This is a genomic window from Nesterenkonia sp., from assembly GCF_029265375.1.
GTDB lineage: Bacteria > Actinomycetota > Actinomycetes > Actinomycetales > Micrococcaceae > Nesterenkonia.
In genome coordinates this window covers 1-18416 of record NZ_JAJUJJ010000036.1, presented here as the reverse complement: position 1 = coordinate 18416, position 18416 = coordinate 1, and the positions used below count along the sequence as shown (strand labels likewise).

20 protein-coding genes, 3 tRNA genes and 3 pseudogenes are annotated in these 18416 nt (G+C 65.2%); 6 read left to right on the top strand and 20 right to left on the bottom strand.

Annotated elements, in window-relative coordinates:
* The 7 genes and pseudogenes from Q1K09_RS12070 to Q1K09_RS12040 form a co-directional block, all read right to left on the bottom strand.
* Positions 1–90: pseudogene (locus Q1K09_RS12070) on the bottom strand (IS5/IS1182 family transposase); the annotation flags it as partial.
* A gap of 77 nt (positions 91–167) precedes the next feature.
* Positions 168–791, bottom strand: coding sequence for a MerR family transcriptional regulator (locus Q1K09_RS12065; protein ID WP_300345677.1), 624 nt, complete (start codon positions 789–791; stop codon positions 168–170).
* Between the two features lie 155 nt (positions 792–946).
* Positions 947–1507 (bottom strand): bifunctional nuclease domain-containing protein, encoded by a 561-nt coding sequence (locus Q1K09_RS12060; protein ID WP_300345676.1) that lies wholly within the window; start codon positions 1505–1507, stop codon positions 947–949.
* A gap of 67 nt (positions 1508–1574) precedes the next feature.
* On the bottom strand, positions 1575–2330 hold the full coding sequence (locus Q1K09_RS12055) for a MerR family transcriptional regulator (protein WP_300345674.1): 756 nt from the start codon (positions 2328–2330) through the stop codon (positions 1575–1577).
* Between the two features lie 79 nt (positions 2331–2409).
* Positions 2410–2841 carry an FHA domain-containing protein gene (locus Q1K09_RS12050; protein ID WP_300345673.1) on the bottom strand — a complete coding sequence of 144 codons (432 nt, stop codon included), beginning with the start codon at positions 2839–2841 and terminating at the stop codon, positions 2410–2412.
* A 100-nt stretch (positions 2842–2941) separates the two neighbouring features.
* A complete protein-coding gene (gcvH, locus tag Q1K09_RS12045) occupies positions 2942–3328 on the bottom strand; it encodes a glycine cleavage system protein GcvH (RefSeq protein ID WP_300345672.1) in 387 nt (128 codons plus the stop codon).
* A gap of 67 nt (positions 3329–3395) precedes the next feature.
* Positions 3396–3551 carry a LuxR C-terminal-related transcriptional regulator gene (locus Q1K09_RS12040; RefSeq protein ID WP_300345671.1) on the bottom strand — a complete coding sequence of 52 codons (156 nt, stop codon included), beginning with the start codon at positions 3549–3551 and terminating at the stop codon, positions 3396–3398.
* Between the two features lie 59 nt (positions 3552–3610).
* On the opposite strand from Q1K09_RS12040, the gene Q1K09_RS12035 reads away from it, so the two are divergent.
* Positions 3611–4198 carry an ABC transporter ATP-binding protein gene (locus Q1K09_RS12035; RefSeq protein ID WP_300345679.1) on the top strand — a complete coding sequence of 196 codons (588 nt, stop codon included), beginning with the start codon at positions 3611–3613 and terminating at the stop codon, positions 4196–4198.
* Positions 4199–4200: 2 nt separating this feature from the next.
* A complete protein-coding gene (locus Q1K09_RS12030; RefSeq protein WP_300345670.1) occupies positions 4201–4974 on the top strand; it encodes an ABC transporter permease in 774 nt (257 codons plus the stop codon).
* Between the two features lie 52 nt (positions 4975–5026).
* Here Q1K09_RS12030 and ugpC read toward each other — a convergent pair whose 3' ends face one another.
* The 7 genes from ugpC to Q1K09_RS11995 form a co-directional block, all read right to left on the bottom strand.
* Positions 5027–6289, bottom strand: coding sequence for a sn-glycerol-3-phosphate ABC transporter ATP-binding protein UgpC (ugpC, locus tag Q1K09_RS12025; RefSeq protein ID WP_300345669.1), 1263 nt, complete (start codon positions 6287–6289; stop codon positions 5027–5029).
* 15 nt (positions 6290–6304) lie between these two features.
* Positions 6305–7144 carry a carbohydrate ABC transporter permease gene (locus Q1K09_RS12020; RefSeq protein ID WP_300345668.1) on the bottom strand — a complete coding sequence of 280 codons (840 nt, stop codon included), beginning with the start codon at positions 7142–7144 and terminating at the stop codon, positions 6305–6307.
* Positions 7144–8079, bottom strand: coding sequence for a sugar ABC transporter permease (locus tag Q1K09_RS12015; protein ID WP_300345678.1), 936 nt, complete (start codon positions 8077–8079; stop codon positions 7144–7146). Before Q1K09_RS12015 ends, Q1K09_RS12020 begins: the two co-directional genes overlap by 1 nt.
* 56 nt (positions 8080–8135) lie before the next feature.
* Positions 8136–9437, bottom strand: coding sequence for an extracellular solute-binding protein (locus tag Q1K09_RS12010; protein WP_300345666.1), 1302 nt, complete (start codon positions 9435–9437; stop codon positions 8136–8138).
* A 123-nt stretch (positions 9438–9560) separates the two neighbouring features.
* Complete coding sequence (clpX, locus tag Q1K09_RS12005) at positions 9561–10853, bottom strand: ATP-dependent Clp protease ATP-binding subunit ClpX (protein WP_300345665.1); 1293 nt, start codon at positions 10851–10853, stop codon at positions 9561–9563.
* Positions 10854–10959: 106 nt separating this feature from the next.
* A complete protein-coding gene (locus tag Q1K09_RS12000; protein ID WP_300345663.1) occupies positions 10960–11634 on the bottom strand; it encodes an ATP-dependent Clp protease proteolytic subunit in 675 nt (224 codons plus the stop codon).
* Between the two features lie 55 nt (positions 11635–11689).
* Positions 11690–12298: an ATP-dependent Clp protease proteolytic subunit gene (locus tag Q1K09_RS11995; RefSeq protein ID WP_300345661.1), complete on the bottom strand. Its 609-nt coding sequence runs from the start codon at positions 12296–12298 to the stop codon at positions 11690–11692.
* A 278-nt stretch (positions 12299–12576) separates the two neighbouring features.
* On the opposite strand from Q1K09_RS11995, the gene Q1K09_RS11990 reads away from it, so the two are divergent.
* A complete protein-coding gene (locus Q1K09_RS11990; RefSeq protein ID WP_300345659.1) occupies positions 12577–13584 on the top strand; it encodes a hypothetical protein in 1008 nt (335 codons plus the stop codon).
* A 16-nt stretch (positions 13585–13600) separates the two neighbouring features.
* Positions 13601–13762, top strand: a complete 162-nt coding sequence (locus tag Q1K09_RS11985) for a hypothetical protein (protein WP_300345657.1) — start codon at positions 13601–13603, stop codon at positions 13760–13762.
* A 180-nt stretch (positions 13763–13942) separates the two neighbouring features.
* On the opposite strand, the gene tig is transcribed toward Q1K09_RS11985, so the two are convergent.
* The 4 genes from tig to Q1K09_RS11965 all read right to left on the bottom strand — a co-directional run bounded on the left by tig (position 13943) and on the right by Q1K09_RS11965 (position 16514).
* Entirely contained in the window at positions 13943–15352 is a 1410-nt protein-coding gene (gene tig / locus Q1K09_RS11980) for a trigger factor (RefSeq protein ID WP_300345656.1), read from the bottom strand.
* Between the two features lie 96 nt (positions 15353–15448).
* Positions 15449–15522 (bottom strand) — tRNA-Pro (locus tag Q1K09_RS11975).
* Positions 15523–15680: 158 nt separating this feature from the next.
* Positions 15681–15753 (bottom strand) — tRNA-Lys (locus tag Q1K09_RS11970).
* A gap of 128 nt (positions 15754–15881) precedes the next feature.
* Positions 15882–16514, bottom strand: coding sequence for a hypothetical protein (locus Q1K09_RS11965; RefSeq protein WP_300345655.1), 633 nt, complete (start codon positions 16512–16514; stop codon positions 15882–15884).
* 80 nt (positions 16515–16594) lie between these two features.
* Between Q1K09_RS11965 and bcp the strand changes: the two genes are divergently transcribed.
* Together bcp and Q1K09_RS11955 are read left to right on the top strand one after the other, a co-directional pair.
* Positions 16595–17062, top strand: coding sequence for a thioredoxin-dependent thiol peroxidase (gene bcp / locus Q1K09_RS11960; RefSeq protein ID WP_300345653.1), 468 nt, complete (start codon positions 16595–16597; stop codon positions 17060–17062).
* A gap of 49 nt (positions 17063–17111) precedes the next feature.
* Positions 17112–17195 (top strand) — tRNA-Leu (locus Q1K09_RS11955).
* A 904-nt stretch (positions 17196–18099) separates the two neighbouring features.
* Here the strand turns inward: Q1K09_RS11955 and Q1K09_RS13110 are convergent.
* Both Q1K09_RS13110 and Q1K09_RS11945 read right to left on the bottom strand, forming a co-directional pair.
* Positions 18100–18306 (bottom strand): annotated as a pseudogene (locus Q1K09_RS13110) (recombinase family protein); the annotation flags it as partial.
* A pseudogene (locus tag Q1K09_RS11945) lies at positions 18276–18416 on the bottom strand (IS5/IS1182 family transposase); the annotation flags it as partial. The pseudogenes Q1K09_RS13110 and Q1K09_RS11945, both read right to left, overlap by 31 nt.

Sequence of the window (18416 nt, the reverse complement as noted above, 5' to 3'; positions counted from 1 at the left end):
GAAGGGTCGCCCCTTCCTGCCTGTGGGCTTAGGCAGCTGATCAGCAATCAGCTCCCACTGAGCATCAGAGAGCACCTGGAAACGTGACATGCCTCCAGGCTTCCAGCTGGTCCCTCACATATTTCTCAGACACGCCCTAGTCCCGGTAGGTGAGAGCAGCTGCGCGCTCAGGAGGCCTGCTGACGGCGGGCACGCATCTGCGCCAGCTCGTCGGTCCCGCCGAATGCATCCAATTCAGGCTGGTCGGCCGCGGGCTTGGCAGCGGCCTCCTCGCTGCGTTCGCGGGGAAGTTCGGCCAGACTGCCCTCCACCTCGCGCCAGACCCGGCCCACGGCAATGCCGAAGACCCCCTGGCCGCCCTGGACGAGGTCGATCACCTCGTCATGTGAGGTGCACTCGTAGACGCTTGCTCCATCCGACATCAGAGTGATCTGCGCCAGGTCATCGACTCCGCGCTCGCGCAGGTGCTCGATGGCGGCACGGATCTGCTGCAGCGAGACGCCGGTGTCCAGAAGCCGCTTGACGACTTTGAGCACCAGAATGTCGCGGAAGGAGTACAGCCTGGCTGAGCCGGAGCCTGAGGCGTTGCGCAGGGAGGGCTCCACCAGTTTGGTGCGCGCCCAGTAGTCCAGCTGCCGGTAGGTGATGCCGGCGGCCGCGCAGGCCACGGGTCCGCGGTATCCGAGCTCTTCGTTGAGGTCCGGCATCCCGTCGACGAACAGCGGCTCCTGCGCGGCAGCAGCCCGTGCGGCGGGGTTTCGCGGCGTATCAGCGCGTGAATCCAGGCTCAACGGTCACCTTCCGTGGTTCAGGGGCTCAGCTGTGGCCGCTGTGCGGCGCAGTGTGAAGTCTGTCTCCACAGTGTATCGGCGTCGCCCTGGGTTCGTGGGGTGACCGCCTGTCTTGCGGCGTGTCAGCCTGCTGCGCGGGTGCCGGGGGCCTGATCTCATGACCGGTCGAAGTCCTCCGGCTCCGCTTCGGAGAGGAACTTCTGAAACTCTTTGATCTCTTCCTCAGAGATCGGTCCCTTCTGCGGCACAGTCTCTGCCTCCTGGCTGGCTGCTGGGGCGCCGGCCGGCGACGCAGATCCGGGCTCCCGCGGGGTCACCGAGACCGCGCGCAGGGTCTGCAGCTCCATGGTCACCCGGCAGTGGGCGCGCACGGCCACAGCGATCGCATCTGAGGCACGGGCGTCAAGGGTGGTGCCGTTGTTCAGCCGGATTGTGCCGGCATAGGTGCTGGCATCCAGCAGTCGCACCTCCACGGCTTCGATGCCGCCGCCGGAGGATTCCAGCACAGCGGTGAGCAGATCGTGGGTCATCGGCCTCGGCGGCACCTCCCCCTGGAGTGCGCGCGCCACGGCTGCGGCTTCGGCCGGACCCACCACCACGGCGACGTGGTACTCCTGGGTATCGGGTTCGGCACCGCGCAGAATGAGCACAGGTTGGCTGCTGGGCAGTTCGACGCGTACGCCGACGACCTCCAGTACCACCTGACGATCAGTCATACACCCAGTTTAGGCGCCTCGGTGCTGTTTTGTGCACCGGGGGAAGACAGTCGACGACGGCGGTGGCTCAGCGCTTGTCGATCTGCTCCACCGCGGAGTCCATGATGGAGGCGCGCAGGTCCTTCAGGCACTGCAGCATCTCCTTGGAAGACTCAGCGACCCGGGCCCGGGCTGCGGCGTCTTTGCGTGCAGCGTGCGGGGCCATGGCCCGGGCGATGAGGTCCAGCTCGGCGTCGGCCGAGCGGCGCAGACTCACCAGGTGCTTCGGCTCCAGGCCGTAGCGGGCCAGCACCCGCACCGCTTTGACTGCTTTGAGGTCGTGGTGGGAATAGTTGCCCTGCGCGTCGGCGGAGATGATGCGGAACTTCTCCAGCGTGTCGAGCATTCCGCGGGTGGCTCCGGAGAGGGCGCGCAGCTCTTTGCGGCTCATCGGCCGGGTGCGCCCGGTGATCTGAGCAGCCAGCTCACCGGTGACCTCGCGGGGACCCACCGGAGCCGACTCCGGCAGCGCCTCCGGCTTCTCGCCGGCGTCGATGGCGTCCATGGTCTGCTTGATCACGTCCAGCGGCATGTACCGGTCGCGCTGCAGAGCAAGGATGAAGCGCAGCCGTTCCACATCACCGGCGGAGTATTTGCGGTAGCCGGAGGCGGTGCGCGCCGGTTCCACCAAATCGCGCTCCTCCAGGAACCGCAGCTTGGATGCAGAGAGGTCCGGGAACTCGTGCTGCAGTTCCCGCAGCACTTCGGAGATCGTGAAGACGTGCGTATCGGCGGGGCCGGCAGATTTGTCCGGCTTCGGCTGACGAGCGGGTGAGGCACTCACTGCGCATCCTCTTTCGGGTTCAGGGGAAGGAAAGAAGTCAGGCCCAGAATAGCGTGCCGTACGCGCAAATTCGTGTTTATTATGTGCCCGAGTAGTAGGTGAGCCGGAATTTTCCGATCTGCACCTCATCGCCGGCGCGCAGTGCGTGACGGTCCACACGGTCATGGTTGACGTAGGTCCCGTTGAGGCTGCCCAGGTCCTCCAGCTCAAATCCGGTCTTAGTCCGGTGCAGCTTCACGTGGCGCCGCGAGACGGTGACGTCGTCGAGGAAGATATCGGCCTCCGGGTGGCGCCCGACCGTCGTCTCGTCCTGATCCACCAGGAAGCGGGCCCCCTGGTTCGCCCCGGTGTGGGCGATCAGCAGCGCGGAGTTCTTCGGCAGGGCGGCGATGGCGGCGCTGTCCTGCTCCGACAGCTTGGGCTCCTGGGTGCCGGTCTGTGCGGGCGGCAGAGAGATGCTGGTGGTCTCCGAGGCACTCTCTCCGCCGGCGACGTTCGGCTGTTCAGTCACCGGGGTCTCCTCATCCGTTCAGGTCGCGCGTGTATGGGACTGCTGCAGAAGGCATGGGAAAGTCCACCCACACTTTTCTCAGATCACAAGTGTATAACAGTCAGCCGGCTTGCTGGGAGTACTGCTCAGCAGACAGCAGGGCATCAATCCCGGAATCCTCCGCCAGAGCGATTTCGAACAGCCAGCCGGCCCCGTACGGATCGGAGTTGATGGCCTGAGGCTCATCGTTGAGCGCCTCGTTGACAGCAGTGATCTCCCCGGACACCGGCGCATAGATGTCGGAGACCGATTTGGTGGACTCGACCTCCCCGACCACGTCTCCGGCGCTGACGGTGGAACCGACTTCCGGGTGCTCCACATAGACCACCTCGCCCAGCGCGTCCTGGGCGAAGTCGGTGATGCCTACGCGCACCACACCGGCGCTCTCAGCGTCGGCCACCCATTCGTGCTCGGCGCTGTACTTCAACTCCGCGGGGATGCTGCTCATCGGTATTCTCCGCTCAGGCTCGGGGACGGGTGCAGACAGGGACAACTTAGCATCTTCTGTGCGCGGCTCAGCCGAGGATCCCCTCCCGCACTGCGCGCAGGACTGCGTTGGTGCGGTAACGGGCGCCGAGCTTGATCAGAATCGAGGAGATGTGGTTCTTCACTGTGCCTTCGGCCAGGTGGATCAGCTCGGCGATCTGCCGGTTGGAATAGCCTTCGGCCACCAGGCGCAGCACCTCAGTCTCCCGCTCACTGAGGGGCCGGTAAGACCACCACCGTGGAGATGATCGCAGGACTGCGCAAGCCCACCGAGGGCACAGTGCGCATCCTGGGGCTGGACCCCTTCACCGACCGGGCACAGGTAAGGCAGCTTCTCGGCGTCCAGCTGCAGCAGGCGTATCTGCACGGGTCGCTGACCGCCCGGGAGCTGGTGAATCTCTACCGGAGCTTCTACCCCCATCCGCTGGAGGCCGAGCAGGCGCTGGAGATGGTGGAGCTGAGCGAGAAGGCGAACACCCGGTTCGATGATCTCTCCGGAGGCCAGATGCAGCGGCTGTCGATCGCCTTGGCGCTGATCGGCCGGCCGCAGGTGGTGATCCTCGATGAGCTGACCACCGGACTGGACCCCAAGGCGCGGCGGCGGATCTGGGCGACCATCGAGTCGCTGGCCGAGCAGACGGTGATTCTGGTCAGTCACGCCATGGATGAGGTGGAGCGGCTCTGCGACCGGGTCGCGCTGATCGACGCCGGGCGCATCATCGCTCAGGGCACACCTGCGCAGCTGAGGCAGCAGGCCGGCGTCGAGACGCTGGTGGACGCGTTCGTAGGACTGACCGGCAGAGAGTGGGACCACGACGAGGAGGACGACTGACGATGAGCACCATAGTTGAAGCCCGCAGGCCGGGCGCATACGCGTGGCTGAAGCTGATCGAAGCGGAGGCCAAGATGGTCATCCGCGATACCGCTGGGCTGATTGTCCCCCTCGGTATGCCGCTGCTGATCCTAGTGATGCAGGGCATCTCCATCGAAGACGCCGGCCAGGAGGTCGCCGAGGGGGTGACAGTACTGAGCGCATACGTGGTGCCGATCATCGTGACCATGGTGATCTCCATGACCGCGGTGATCAATATGCCCAGCTTCCTGGCCACCTACCGGAAGACCAAGCTGCTGCGCCGACTGGCGGTCACCCCGGCCTCGCCGGCCATGGTGCTCATCGCCCAGATGGTGGTCAGTCTGGTCCAGATCCTGTTGGGAGTCGCCGTGGCCCTGACAGCGGCGTTCCTCTTCTTCGAGGCGAACCTCCCTCAGGCTCCGTGGGCTGCGCTCGCGACACTGGGCGTGTGCTGCGCAGCCATGTATGGGGTGGGGATGATTGTGGCCTCCATCGCGCCGACTCCAAACTCCTCTGTGGCTATCGGTCTGGTGGCATTCTTCGGCATGGCGGCCCTGGGTGGGATGTTCGGCGGTACGCAGAACCTCCCGGAGACCCTTGAGCAGATCGGCTCATGGCTGCCTTTCGGAGCTGCGGTGGAGGCCTTCCAGTCCGCGTGGTTGGGCGAGAGCGTGGATCTGCAGAACTGGCTGGTGCCGATCGGCTGGGCGCTGCTGGGCGGCGGAGTGGCCGCAGCCCTGTTCCGCTGGGAGTGACTCTTCAGCCGAGGCTCTGGCCCCGGGGAGTCTGGCGCCGAACGGATACTGGTCAGTTGTGCTGGCCGGCCATCCGTTCGGCGTCGCGCTTGCGGTCCTCTGCGGCCATGCGGGTCAGCTCGGCGCCGGCCTCTGCATCCCGGGTGAGGTTCTCACCGGTTGCCGGGTCGAACAGGTGGATCCGGCGGGTGTCCACCCACAGCTCGGCGGTGTCTCCGCCGCGGACCCGGGAGGTCGCGTCCACTGAGACCACCAGCTGGGTGCGCAGATCATCGGCGTCCATCTCATGGGCCAGGTTCTGCAGCGCCTCCGCCACCCGCGGGTCATTCTCGTAGGGCACATAGGCGTACTGCTCGTTGCCCAGCCATTCGGTGTGGCTCAGTTGGGCTCGCAGGATGGACCCTCGGGCCTTGCGTGCCGAGTCCAGCGTGGCGGCGTCCTCAAAGAACTCCGGGCGGATGCCGGCCAGCACGATGTCGCGTCCCTCGCCTGCGCGGGCGGTCTCCTCCGGCAGTTCGATCTCCCCCAGCGGGGTGGACAGCACGGTGCTGCCGGTGGAGCTGCGCTGCACGGTGCCCGGTAAGAAGTTCATGGACGGGGCGCCGATGAATCCGGCGACAAACAGGTTCGCCGGCTGTTCGTAGAGCTCCCGCGGTGAGGCGATCTGCTGCAGCTCGCCCTTCTTCAGCACCGCCACCCGGTCCCCCAGGGTCATCGCTTCGGTCTGGTCGTGAGTGACGTAGACGCTGGTGGTGTTCAGGCTGCGCTGCAGCTGGGCGATCTCCGAGCGCATCTGGCCACGCAGCTTCGCGTCCAGATTGGACAGCGGCTCGTCAAAGAGGAAGGCGTTGGCCTCCCGCACAATGGCCCGGCCCATGGCCACGCGCTGACGCTGACCGCCGGAGAGGTTGGCCGGCTTGCGCTCCAGGTGCTCGGTGAGCTCGAGCATCTCGGCGGCCCGGTTCACCTTCTGCCGAACCTCATCCTCGGAGAATTTTCCTTTGGCCAGCCGCATCGGGAAGGCGATGTTCTCGAAGACGGTCAGGTGGGGGTAGAGCGCGTAGTTCTGAAAGACCATGGCCAGGTTCCGCTCCCGCGGCGCCTTCTCATTGACCCGCTCCCCATCGATCAGCAGCTCCCCGGAGGTGATGTCCTCCAGGCCGACGATCATCCGCAGCAGCGTGGACTTTCCGCAGCCGGAGGGACCGACGAGGATCACGAACTCGCCGTCCTCAATATCGATGGAGATGTCGTTGACCGCTGGGAAGCCGTCGTCGTACTTCTTCACGATGTTCTTCAGGGTGATCGATGCCATGGTGTGTTGTCCTTTCTAGCCCTTGACCGCGCCCTGGGTGAGGCCGGAGACGATGCGCCGCTGGAACAGCAGCACCAGTACGACGACGGGGATGGTGACCACGATCGCCGCCGCCGAGATGGCGCCGGTGGGTTCCTCGAACTGGCTGGCGCCGGTGAAGAACGCCAGTGCGGCGGGCACCGGCCGGGCTGCTTCGGTGGAGGTCAGTGAGATGCCGTAGACGAAGTCGTTCCAGGCGATGAAGAACGCCAGGATCGCAGTGGTGAACACCCCGGGGGCCGCCAGCGGCACGATCGCCTTGCGGAATGCCTGCCACTGGGTGGCGCCGTCCACCTGTGCGGCCTGCTCCAGGTCCCAGGGGATCTGCCGGAAGAACGCTGAGAGCGTCCAGATGGAGATCGGCAGGGTCAGCGAGAGGTACGGGATGATCAGTCCCAGCCAGGTGTCGTAGAGACCGATGGTGCGCCACAGGTTGAACAGCGGAGTCACCACCGAGATGACCGGGAAGATCGAGACAGCCAGGGCCCCGCCGAGGATGAGGCGCTTGCCCGGGAAGTTCAGCCGCGCGATCGCATAGGCGCACAGGGTGGCCAGCACGACGGCGATGAAGGTGGCGATCAGGGTGATGCCGATGGAGTTGCGCAGCGCGGAGAGGAACAGCCCCTGGGCGTCGCCGACGAAGATCATCTCGTAGTTCTCCCAGGTCCAGCTCGTAGGCCAGAACGTCTGGTTGCCCAGGTCGCCTGGAGTCTTGAAGCTGGTGGCGAAGATGGCTGCCACGGGGAACAGTGAGTAGATCAGCACCACCGCCGTGACGATGATCCAGCCGAGGCGCGATTTTGCCGTGTGGCTCATCACTTCTCACCTCCACCCTGCGCGCCGCCGGTGTCAGTGCCGGAGGCCAGATCGACTTTGAACATCTTCACCGCGATGAAGCACATCAGCAGCACGCAGGCGAACAGCACCACTGAGACCGCTGAGCCCAGCCCGATCTCCAACCGGGAGATGGACTGCCGGTAGGCAAGCAGGGCGAGCACCTCGGTGCCGGCGTCGCCGTAGGTCATGATGAACACCGAGTCGAAGATGCGGAATGCGTCCAGGGCCCGGAAAAGCACTGCCACCATGATGGCGGCCTTCATATTCGGAATGATCACCCGCCGCAGCAGCTGCCAGCGGGTGGCGCCGTCGACCCGGGCGGCCTCCAGCAGCTCATCGGGCACCTGCGCGAGGCCGGCCAGCAGCAGCAGCGCGATGAACGGTGTGGTCTTCCAAATCTCGGCGGCCATAATCACCGTCAGGGCCGTGCCGGTGTTGGCGAACCAGTCCAGTTCTGCGCTGATGCCCGGCACCCAGGAGAACCACTTATTGATGAAGCCTGAGTTGATGTCGAACATGAAGTACCAGGCGAAGGCGGCGACCACGGTGATGATCGCATACGGCACCAGGATGGCGGTGCGCAGAGGACCGCGGATCCGTTTCAGCGCCCGGTGCATCACCATCGCCAGGGCGAAGCCCAGCACCAGCTCGATCGCGACGGTGACCACGGTGATGAACAGGGTCACCAGGAATGCTGACCAGAAGACCCAGTCGCTGAAGAGCAGGATGTAGTTGTCCAGGAAGATGAAGCTGCGCTCATCGGGGGCGGTGAGCCGGTAGGAGAACAGCGAATCGAAGACAGCCTGGGCGATGGGATAGGCGGTGACCGCGAGCATGATGACGAACGCGGGGCCGGCCAGCAGCCATCCCAGCCTGGCCTCGTCCTTGGCGCGGTCGGACTTCACAGCCTGCACCTCGCGGCGGTCGCGCCGGCTGCGCTGCTCGGCGGGGACGTTATCAGCAGTAGCGGTCACAGCAGACGCTCCCCTCGCAGGACTTCAGTGATGTAGGCGTCGGTCTGGGCGGGTGTGGTCTCCGGGTCCACGGTGGAGACCGGGGTGAACTGATCCTGAATGGATTCGGAGATCTCGTTGTAGAACGGCGTCTGAGGCCTGGGGGCGGCATTGTCCAGTGCCTCCCGGATGGTATCTGCCATCGGATAGTCCTCCTCGATCGAGGGGTCGTCGAAGGCGGAGGCGGAGGAGGGCGGATTGCCGTTGGTGACGAAGTACTCGGTCTGGTTCTCCGGCCTCACGATGCACTCGATCGCCTGGTAGGCCAGGTCGGGATGCTCGGACTGTGCGCCCACTCCGAGGTTGATGCCGCCCAGCGGCGGTGCCGCTGGGGTGTCCGCGTCCACCCGCGGGTACTCGGCCCAGCCCATATCCTCGGGGATCTCCGCGTCGATGCTGCCCTCTTCGGCGGCGGCGTTGGTCGCGGCCCACACGAAGGGCCAGTTGACCATGAAGGAGCCGTTGTCCCGCTGGAACATCAGCATCGACTGGTTCTCGTCCAGGGAAGCGACACCTGGGCCGGCGAGGCCCTCCTGGCCGATGGTGCCGATGATCTCCGCGGTCTTGCGTCCGGCATCGGAGTCCAAGGCGGTCTCCAGCTCCTCGGCTCCTGCCGAGGGGTCCACCAGGATGGATTCTCCCTGCGACTCCATCAGGGCATTGACCCAGACCGTCATCGACTCGGCTCGGGTCCCTTGGATGCTGAGGTATTTCTCCTGCTCATCGGCTGCTTCGATGAGCTGGTCCCAGGTCACAGGCTCATCCATGTCGAGACCGGCTTCCTCGGCCACAGACTTGCGGTACCAGAGGATCTGGGTGTTGGCCCAGAACGGAATGGTCACCAGTTCGTCGTTCCACATGGCGCCGGCCAGAGCACCTTCGAGGGTGTCCTCAGTGGTGCGTTCGGCCACGTCCTCGGGCACCGGCGCCAGGAATTCCGGTTCAGCCAGCTCTGGGATGAACGGCGGGTCGATGGACATGATGTCCAGCGAGGAGTCCCCCGCGGCCAGGCGCCGGGCAAGCTGCTCGCGCTGAGCAGGCGCGTCATTGGGCAGCAGTGAGGTCTGGATCCGGTAGGCGCCGTCGGCTTCCTCAGTGCACTTCTGGGCCAGGGCCTGCTGGCCGCCGTCGTCAGGGTTGATGTACCACGTGAGCACCGGCGTCTCGTCAGCATTTCCGCAGCTGGTGAGCAGCAGGGCGCCGGCGGCCGCAGCGGCAGCGATCAGGCGTGTGGCGCGGCCTCGCGCGGGTCTTCCCATATACCTGTACCCCCTGTGAGGTGATACGCATCACTGACTATGCTCAGCACATTACTGTGAGGGGCAGGGAAATGGAAGCAACTGGCCAGCCGTGGCGCCCGCGACGGATTCTCGCCGGAGGGCTCAGGCGGACTTCTTGCGCAGCTTCTTCGCCTCGGCGCGGGTCACCATCAGCGGTTCGGCCCCCTCGCGCACCACATCCCCGGTAATCGTCACCGAGGCGATGTCATCGCGGCCGGGGAGATCGAACATGACGGGGTTGAGCACGTTCTCCAGGATGGAGCGCAGCCCTCTGGCGCCGGTGCCGCGAGCCTGAGCCTGCTCCACGATCGCGTCGATGGCGCCGTCGTCGAAGTCCAGCTCAACGTCGTCGAGGGAGAAGATCTTCTGGTACTGCTTCAGCAGCGCGTTCTTAGGTTTAGTGAGGATGTCGCGCAGCGCGTCGTCGTCGAGCTCCTCCACGGTGGCGACCACCGGCAGACGGCCGATGAACTCCGGGATGAGCCCGAACTTGTGCAGGTCCTCCGGCTCCACGTCCGCGTAGCTGGCCTCACCGCGGGTGATGGTCGACAGCGGTGCGCCGAAACCGATGCCTTTGCGCCCGGCCCGCGACTCGATGATCTCCTCCAGACCGGCGAAGGCTCCAGCCACGATGAACAGCACATTGGAGGTGTCGATCTGGATGAACTCCTGCTGGGGGTGCTTGCGTCCGCCCTGCGGCGCCACGGAGGCGACCGTGCCTTCCAGAATCTTCAGCAGCGCCTGCTGCACGCCCTCGCCCGAGACATCGCGGGTGATCGAGGGGTTCTCCGATTTGCGGGAGATCTTGTCGATCTCGTCGATGTAGACGATTCCCTGCTCGGCCTTCTTCACGTCTCCGTCGGCGGCTTGGATCAGCTTGAGCAGAATGTTCTCCACATCCTCACCGACGTAGCCGGCCTCCGTGAGGCTGGTGGCATCGGCGACGATGAACGGCACCTGCAGCTTCCGCGCCAAGGATTGGGCCAGGTAGGTCTTGCCTGAGCCGGTGGGCCCGACCATGAGGATATTGGACTTGCCGATCTCCACGTCGTCATAGGGCCCCTTCTCCAGAGAGGCGGTCTTCGACGCGGAGCCGGTGGCCTGAATGCGCTTGTAGTGGTTGTGCACTGCTACTGAGAGCGCACGTTTGGCCTGGTCCTGTCCGACCACGTACTCGTCGAGGTACTGGTAGATCTCCCGCGGAGTCGGCAGCTCCACCTCCGAGGTCTCCTGGACCTCGTTGAGGTACTCGTCGATGATCTCGTTGCACAGCTCGATGCACTCATCGCAGATGTAGACGCCGGGGCCGGCGATGAGCTTGTAGCGCACCTGCTTCTGGCTCTTGCCGCAGAACGAGCACTTCAGCAGGTCAGCGCTCTCACCAATACGTGCCATAGTTGGGGAATCCCTCGAGCTGGACGGTCTGTCGGTTACGGCTTCCAGCCTACGTCACCGGTCGGACACCTGAAGCGACCGCCATGCAGCCGCCTGCCGAACCGACTCAGACCGGAAGCTTGCGGGAGGTCAGGACCTCGTCGACGATTCCGTACTCCTTGGCCTGCTCTGCGGAGAGGAATTTGTCACGGTCGATGTCCTGGCTGACCTGCTCGGCGCTGCGGTCGGTGTGCTCGGCCAGGACCTGCTCCATCCAGGTGCGGATGCGGCGGATCTCATCGGCCTGGATAGCCAGGTCCGTGGCGGTTCCGCGGGCACCTCCCATTGCGGGCTGATGGATGAGCACGCGCGCATTCGGCAGCGCCAGCCGCTTGCCGGGAGTGCCTGCGGCCAGCAGCATCGCCGCCGCTGAGGCCGCCTGCCCCAGGCACACCGTCTGCACATGCGGACGGATGAACTGCATGGTGTCGTAGATGGCGGTCATCGCGGTGAACGAACCGCCCGGGGAGTTGATGTAGAGCGTGATGTCCCGCTCGGAGTCCATCGACTCCAGCACCAGCAGCTGGGCCATGATGTCGTCGGCCGAGGCGTCGTCGACCTGGCTGCCGAGGAAGACGATGCGGTCCTCAAACAGTTTGGCGTAGGGGTCCTGACGTTTGAAGCCGTAGGGGGTGCGCTCCTCGAACTGAGGCAGGATGTAGCGGCTCGACGGCGCGGGGGTCGCGGGGACGGCACCGGGGGTCTCGAAGCCCTGCGGGTTCTGATCAGCGGTGAAGTTCATGATTCTCCTGGAAAGTCCTTGCGAGGTTCAGATGTGCTGGGCGGTGCCGGCCGGATCAGACTCCGCCGCCGCCGGAGACCGTGTCGGAGCGCTGGGCGATCTTGTCGAAGAATCCGTACTCCAGGCCCTCCTCGGCAGTGAACCACTTGTCGCGGGCGTTGTCCTTGAGGATGGTCTCCACGGACTGCCCGGTCTGCTCGGCGGTCAGCTCCGCCATGACCTGCTTCATGTGCTTGATCAGCTCCGCCTGGATGCGCACATCCGATTCCGTGCCGCCGATGCCGCCGGAGGGCTGGTGCATCAGAATCCGGGCGTGCGGTGTGGCGAATCGCTTTCCGGGGGTGCCGGAGGAGAGCAGGAACTGCCCCATTGAGGCGGCCAGGCCGGTTGCCACGGTCACCACGTCATTGGGGATGAACTGCATGGTGTCGTAGATAGCCATGCCGGCGGTGACCGATCCGCCCGGAGAGTTGATGTAGAGGTAGATGTCCCGCTCAGGGTCCTCGGCCGAGAGGAGCAGCATCTGCGAGCAGATGGCATTGGCGTTGTCATCGCGCACTTCGGAGCCGAGCCAGATGATCCGCTCTTTGAGCAGGCGGTTGTAGATGTAGTCGTCCTTGGACGCCGGATCCACGTTCGACATACTGGGCTGCTGCTCAGACATGGACTGTTCCTCCAGTGGGTTGCAGACTCGTGTTCTCACCAGAACACTACTGGAGAGCTCCTGCGGGTTGGGGCCAGCCGCGGCACTGTTCGCCGTCGGCACAGTGTTGGTTCCGGCGGCGAGGAGGCCCCGCTCGCCTCACGGCCGGCTCACACCGGTCATCACACCTGAAGCTGGCCCCGGCGGCGGGGAAACCCCGCACGCCACTCGGCCGGCTCACACCGCGAATGTCAGATTGCTATGTTCGCCGAAACATCACATCTCGCAGGAGGGGGCCTATGAGCGAGCACACCGTACACCCGCACCAACGCGTGAACCGACCGGGAAGACGACTGGCCGCGGCGGCCCTGAGCTCGATGGTGCTGCTCCCGGCCTGCGGACAGCCCGAGAGCGAACCGGACGCTCCGACGGAGGACGGGGGGACTGCGCAGAGCGGCGAGACCGTCGATGAGGAGCAGGCCTCGGCCTCACTCGAAATCGCCTGGGAGTCCGACGACCAGTTGGTCGGGGACGTGCAGCAGGCCGCCGATGCGGCCCTGGCCTATACGGCCGAGGACGGAATGATGCATCTCGTCTCCCGCAGCCTCGACTCCGGACGTGAGCTGTGGCGGAAGCCGGCGCTGTATGGCGACGGCGGGTCCGGCCAAGCGCCGTCGCCAGCTCTCCTCGAGCGGGAGGGCGCGACCTACGCCGCCTACTACTCCCCAGCCGACGCCGGTCCCGGGCACTATGCCGTCGTCGACGTCGCCACTGGAGAGGCGGTCGTCCCCGAGGCGGCACAGGGCATCGCCGGAGAGCGGCCGGAGGCCTGCGGAACCACTTTCTGCGGAGAAGGCCGATGGTGGTACGAAGACGACGGAGCGTGGTCCTTTGCCGATGAGTACCGCGAGGGCGCCTTCGACTGGGAAGCCGGGCGCTGGCGCCCCCGGGAGGACGTCGACGGCGCCGGTGCACCGCTGGTGTCCCCGCACGCCCGACGCTACGGCCAGCACCTTTCGGTCTCCGGTGAGGAGGATCCGGCACCGATGGTCATCGGCTACGGAGAGGACGGACAGCTGCTCTGGGAACGTCCGTATGCAGAGATCTTCGGGGAGGACCACCCGGGAAACCGGTCTCTGGCTTATGCCTTCGACACCGACGAAGACGCCCCGCTGGTCGTCTCGGCCTGGGAGTGGGGCACCGACGGGGAAGTCCGGGATCTGGAGACGCTGGCCAGTGTGATCCGCCTGGAGACAGAGACGGGTGAGACCCTGTGGGAGGCCGAAGGGCTGGATATGACCTGCTGATACCGCGGCGTGGTCGATGGGGAGCATCTGGACCGTGCGCCGCTTCGCCGAGACTGACGGCGCGCCGTGGCACAGGGACGGCGACGTCGTAGAGGCCGGCACCGCCGTGCTCCCTGGGCCGGAGGGCATGGTTGCCTACGAGGTTCCGGACCGTGCCTCAGCCGACAGCGGCTCCTGAGTCCCGCCCCCAGCTTCCGGGCGCTGCCGATCATCACCGCACTGCGTGCTGCTGGTACGCATAAGCGGCGGCCGGGTCCGGTGCCCCTGGGCGGATGCTGAACCGGATCAGGCCTGAACACACGATTGCCCCGCCGCGCAGAGTGCGCGACGGGGCATACGCTGTGCGGAAGCCGCAGGATTACTTCTGGTCGGACTCCTCGGACTGGTCCTCCTGCTCGGCGGACTCAGCCTCAGCGGTCTCAGACTCGGCGGCCTCGCCTTCAGCCTGCTCCCCAGCCTCTTCGCCGTCTTCCTGCGGCGGGGTGACGAACTCGGAGAGGTCCACGGTGCTGCCCTCAGTGTCGGTGACCTTCGCCAGCTCCAGCACCTTGGCCAGGGCCTTCCGGCGGCGGACCTCACCCATGATCATGGGCACCTGGCCTGCCTGGTCCAGCATCTGGGCGAACTGGTTGGGCTCCATACCGTACTGCTGGGCGGTGGCGATGATGTATTCGATGATCTCGCCCTGCTCGACCCCGATCTCCTCGCGGTCAGCCACCTGGTCCAGCACGATCTCATTGCGGAAGGCCTGCTCGGTCTGCTCCCGGATCTCGGAGCGGTGCTCCTCGGTGTCGTGGTCATCCCCGGCGGAGTGGCCCTGCGAGGAGAAGTGCTGCTCGATCTGCTGCTCAATCACACTCTCGGGGACAGGCACCTCGACCAGCTCCATCAGCTTCTCCAGGACCTTGTCGCGAGCCTCGACGCCCTGCTCCTGCAGGACAGTGCTCTCAGCCTTCTTGCGCAGGTCCTCGGTGAGCTCCTCGATGGTGTCGAACTCGCTGGCCAGCTGGGCGAACTCGTCGTCGGCCTCCGGCAGCTCCCGCTCCTTCACCGCGGTGAGGGTCACCTTCACGGTGGCCTGCTCGCCGGAGTGCTCACCGCCGGCCAGCGTGGTCTCGAAAGTGGCGTCCTCGCCGGCGGAGAGGCCCTGCAGGGCCTCGTCCAGACCCTCGAGCATGGTGCCGGCACCCACCTGGTAGGACAGGCCGGTGGCGTTGTCGACCTCTTCGCCGTCGATGGTGGCCACCAGGTCAATGGTGACGAAGTCGTCGTCGCCGGCGGGACGGTCCACGTCCTTCAGGGTTCCGAAGCGGCTGCGCAGCTCGTCGAGCTCCTTCTGCACCGCGGCCTCGTCGGCGGTGCGGGCCTCGACCTCCACCTCCAGGCCGGAGTAGTCGGGCAGCTCCACGTTCGGCTTGATGTCCAGCTCGCCGGAGAACTTCAGCACGCCCTCATTGGTCTTGACGTCGGGGATCTCCTCGACCTCCACCTCGGGCCGGGACAGCGGGGTGATCTCCGCGTCGGCCAGGCCAGCCTGGTAGAACTCCTGCAGGCCGTCATTGATGGCCTGCTGCACCACGTACTCGCGGCCCACCCGCTGATCGATGATCGCTGCCGGCACCTTGCCCTTGCGGAAGCCAGGAATCTGAACCTGCTGAGCGATGCTCTTGTATGCGTCCTTGATCTTGGGCTCGAGCTCCTCGCCAGACACCTCCACGGTGAGCTTGACTCGAGTCGGGTTCAGTTCTTCGACGGTGCTCTTGACCACGTAGGGGCTCCTGATTGCTGATGCTTATCGGTCTGAGGATGCGGGCGGTGTCTCCCGCAGTGTCCGTGCGGCACACTCAGTCACACTGTGCCGTCGTCGGGGCGACAGGATTTGAACCTGCGACCTCCTGCTCCCAAAGCAGGCGCTCTACCAAACTGAACTACACCCCGCCAGCTGTAGGTGCACAGCCCGCGAGCACGGACCGCAACACAATACCCTGCCCGCGAGCTCTGCGGCGAATCCTCCCGGCCAGACGGCGGTACGGCAGCGCCAGATACAGTTCAAGCCGCCGGTGGTTGACCGACGGCTTGTGCTGTGAAGGCTCTCGTGGGCCCCCCGGGACTCGAACCCGGAACCTGCAGATTAAGAGTCTGATGCTCTGCCAGTTGAGCTAGAGGCCCCCATCATCAGGGAGAACCTTCTGCGGGAGTGCTGCATCCGCTCGTGCGGGCAACGACATATGAGCCTATCACCGATTCTGGGCGCCGCGCCACCTGCGGCCTGGTGATCCTCATCTCACCGCGGCGCCTCACAGCTGCTTCTGCTCCACCCGGTCCATGAAGTAGTCCAGAAAGTCGTAGAAGTCCTCCAGGTCCAGGTGCTGGTGCAGGGGGACCTGCTCCGCCTGCGGGAACTGCACCTCCGGCTGGAGACTCAGCGTCAGACGCCGCCCGGTGGAGAAGACGATCTGGACGGTGGAGCCTTCTGTGGCCATCCCGGCCAGGTTGGTCAGGTTCAGCAGCGCGGGCACCTGGGCCATCGCGACGGCGTCGTCGTACTCCCCCAGCCGCGCCAGCGTCTGGTCCAGATCCACCGGGCAGAGCACAATCTCCACCGGCTCCCTGCGGTAGCCGACCAGCAGGTGCCGGGAGGAGGCCACAGCCTCCTGCACAGAGAGCTCCTCCTCAGCCTGGCCCCGGCGGCCTGCCGGGGAGCCGGGCTCCGAGCTGGACGACCCAGGACCTTCATGGCCGCTGCTCGATCTATCAGCCGCCCTCCGGCGCCCGTTGGAGGCGGCTTCGGACTGGCGGCCCGCAGCCAGCAGGTTCTCCGCATAGACCAGGTTGTAGGAGCCGAAGTTCATCACCGACGCGTCGAAGACTCCGCGGAAAGCAGTGACAAGCTGCTCCTCAGCGGGACTGCGCTCGGTGTGGACGACCATAGGACCAGTGTAGGGATCCGGCCACCGCCCCGATACAGTGACATAAACGAAACCTGATTGTTGAAGGAGCATCGCCGCAGATGAGCAACCGCCTGGAACCCGGTGACGAGGCCCCCGGCTTCGCCCTGACCGCCGCTGACGGGAGCACCGTCTCCCTTCAGGACTATCGCGGCTCCAAAGTCATCGTGTACTTCTACCCGAAGGCCTCCACCCCGGGGTGCACCACGCAGGCCTGCGACTTCCGCGACTCCCTGGCCTCGCTGCAGGCAGCCGGCTACCAGGTGCTGGGGATCTCCCCGGACCCGGTGGCGGCCCTGGAGAAGTTCGCGGCCTCGAAGCAGCTGAGCTTCCCGCTGCTCTCCGATGAGGACCACAGCGTGGCGGAGGCGTACGGCGCCTGGGGTGAGAAGAAGAACTACGGGAAGGTCTATGAGGGACTGATCCGCTCCACTGTGGTGGTCGATGAGCAGGGCCGTGTGGAGCTCGCCCAGTACAACGTCAAGGCCACCGGGCATGTGGGACGGCTGCGCGAGAAGCTGGGCGCCTGAGCCCTTGTAGACTGGGGAGCCGTCGCAGCCGGAGGCGGCGGCACCCTGGGCGCGAGTGGCGGAATTGGTAGACGCGCTGGATTTAGGTTCCAGTGTCTTTGACGTGCGGGTTCAAGTCCCGCCTCGCGCACCAAATGGTTCGTGTCTGAACACGCACGAACTAAAAGGTCTGCGTTTGCAGGCGAGTTGGCTGAGAACAGCTGAATGAAGAGGGAGCCTCCCCGGTTGGAGGCTCCCTCTTCTGTTTCGTGCTGGAGGTTGATCTTCGGCTGTGGCCGGTTGTCTTGGTGCTGGGTTTTGGCCTGGGTGCCACGCCAGCTGTTGTAGGCGCTCTGAGCGGCCAGTAGGTCATTGAACGGTTCAGCGATCTCGACGTCGACTACTTCGTCTTCTCGGATGAAGATGCGGGTGAAGATAGCTTGGTTCAGGCGGCGTCGAACTTCGTCCTGGGCATGCATGTAAAGGTCCTGGATGTCGCGGAGGAATTCCATGGCCACCCGGATGAAGTGCTCGATGTCGGTCAGTGAGGCCTGGACGGTCTCAAGGTCGCTTTTGAGTTGTTCGCGTTGGGACTGGATGGAGATCATCTTGGTGCGCACATGCTGGCTGGCTACAGCCCCGGTGGTGGCCAGGTCAACCAGGCGGATCTCTTGCTGTTCGAGTTCTTCGAGCTGTTTGCGGATCAGCTTCTTGCGCTGGATGCCGTGGTTCTCGTCTTGTTCGACAGTTTCGCGGAGTTTGTGGCCGAGGGCGTCGATGAACTCGTCCTCCAGTTGCATTAGGGCGTAGTGCTCGGTGATGGCGTCTTCGACACGGATGACGTTTGAGTGCTTGCCGCTGCAGATCCGCCCGGCTCGTGCTTTGGATAGTGGGCAGTAGAGGTAGAGGTATTCGTTGCCGTGGCGGTTCTTCGCAGGCTGTAGAACCATGACTTGGATGGTGCCGTCTCGTTGGTAGCACTCACCGCAGAAGACCGAGCCTTTGAGGTAGTGGTGGTGGATCCTGCGGCGTTCCTTGGCTTTGCCGCGTGATTCGATGAGCTTCTGGACCTCGGTGAAGGTCTCGTGGTCGATAAGGGGTTCGTGGCGTCCCTTGTAGAGCTCGCCTTTATAGGTGACGTAGCCGATGTAGTACGGATTGCGCAGCATCCGGTAGATCAGGTTCCGGTGCACCGGCTTGGGTGCCCTGGTCTTGGTCGGCCGCGTTGTCAGGCCTAGGGCGCGTCTGATAAATGCTTGGTCCAAGCAATGACGCCGTGGAGTAGGACTGCGGCGCGGAATGTGGTGGCCAGCTTGTCGTAGCGGGTGGCGATACCGCGCCATTGCTTCAGATGGCTGAACCCGCGTTCGACGAT

Bases quoted from the DNA above. Each gene is read 5' to 3' on its own strand.
- Q1K09_RS11995 (WP_300345661.1), bottom strand. From the start codon at position 12,298: ATGTCTGAGCAGCAGCCCAGTATGTCGAACGTGGATCCGGCGTCCAAG.
- Q1K09_RS11965 (WP_300345655.1), bottom strand. From the start codon at position 16,514: ATGGTCGTCCACACCGAGCGCAGTCCCGCTGAGGAGCAGCTTGTCACT.
- Q1K09_RS11985 (WP_300345657.1), top strand. From the start codon at position 13,601: ATGGGGAGCATCTGGACCGTGCGCCGCTTCGCCGAGACTGACGGCGCG.
- bcp (WP_300345653.1), top strand. From the start codon at position 16,595: ATGAGCAACCGCCTGGAACCCGGTGACGAGGCCCCCGGCTTCGCCCTG.
- Q1K09_RS12020 (WP_300345668.1), bottom strand. From the start codon at position 7,144: ATGAGCCACACGGCAAAATCGCGCCTCGGCTGGATCATCGTCACGGCG.
- ugpC (WP_300345669.1), bottom strand. From the start codon at position 6,289: ATGGCATCGATCACCCTGAAGAACATCGTGAAGAAGTACGACGACGGC.
- gcvH (WP_300345672.1), bottom strand. From the start codon at position 3,328: ATGAGCAGCATCCCCGCGGAGTTGAAGTACAGCGCCGAGCACGAATGG.
- Q1K09_RS12035 (WP_300345679.1), top strand. From the start codon at position 3,611: ATGATCGCAGGACTGCGCAAGCCCACCGAGGGCACAGTGCGCATCCTG.
- Q1K09_RS12000 (WP_300345663.1), bottom strand. From the start codon at position 11,634: ATGAACTTCACCGCTGATCAGAACCCGCAGGGCTTCGAGACCCCCGGT.
- Q1K09_RS11990 (WP_300345659.1), top strand. From the start codon at position 12,577: ATGAGCGAGCACACCGTACACCCGCACCAACGCGTGAACCGACCGGGA.
- Q1K09_RS12010 (WP_300345666.1), bottom strand. From the start codon at position 9,437: ATGGGAAGACCCGCGCGAGGCCGCGCCACACGCCTGATCGCTGCCGCT.
- Q1K09_RS12060 (WP_300345676.1), bottom strand. From the start codon at position 1,507: ATGACTGATCGTCAGGTGGTACTGGAGGTCGTCGGCGTACGCGTCGAA.
- Q1K09_RS12030 (WP_300345670.1), top strand. From the start codon at position 4,201: ATGAGCACCATAGTTGAAGCCCGCAGGCCGGGCGCATACGCGTGGCTG.
- clpX (WP_300345665.1), bottom strand. From the start codon at position 10,853: ATGGCACGTATTGGTGAGAGCGCTGACCTGCTGAAGTGCTCGTTCTGC.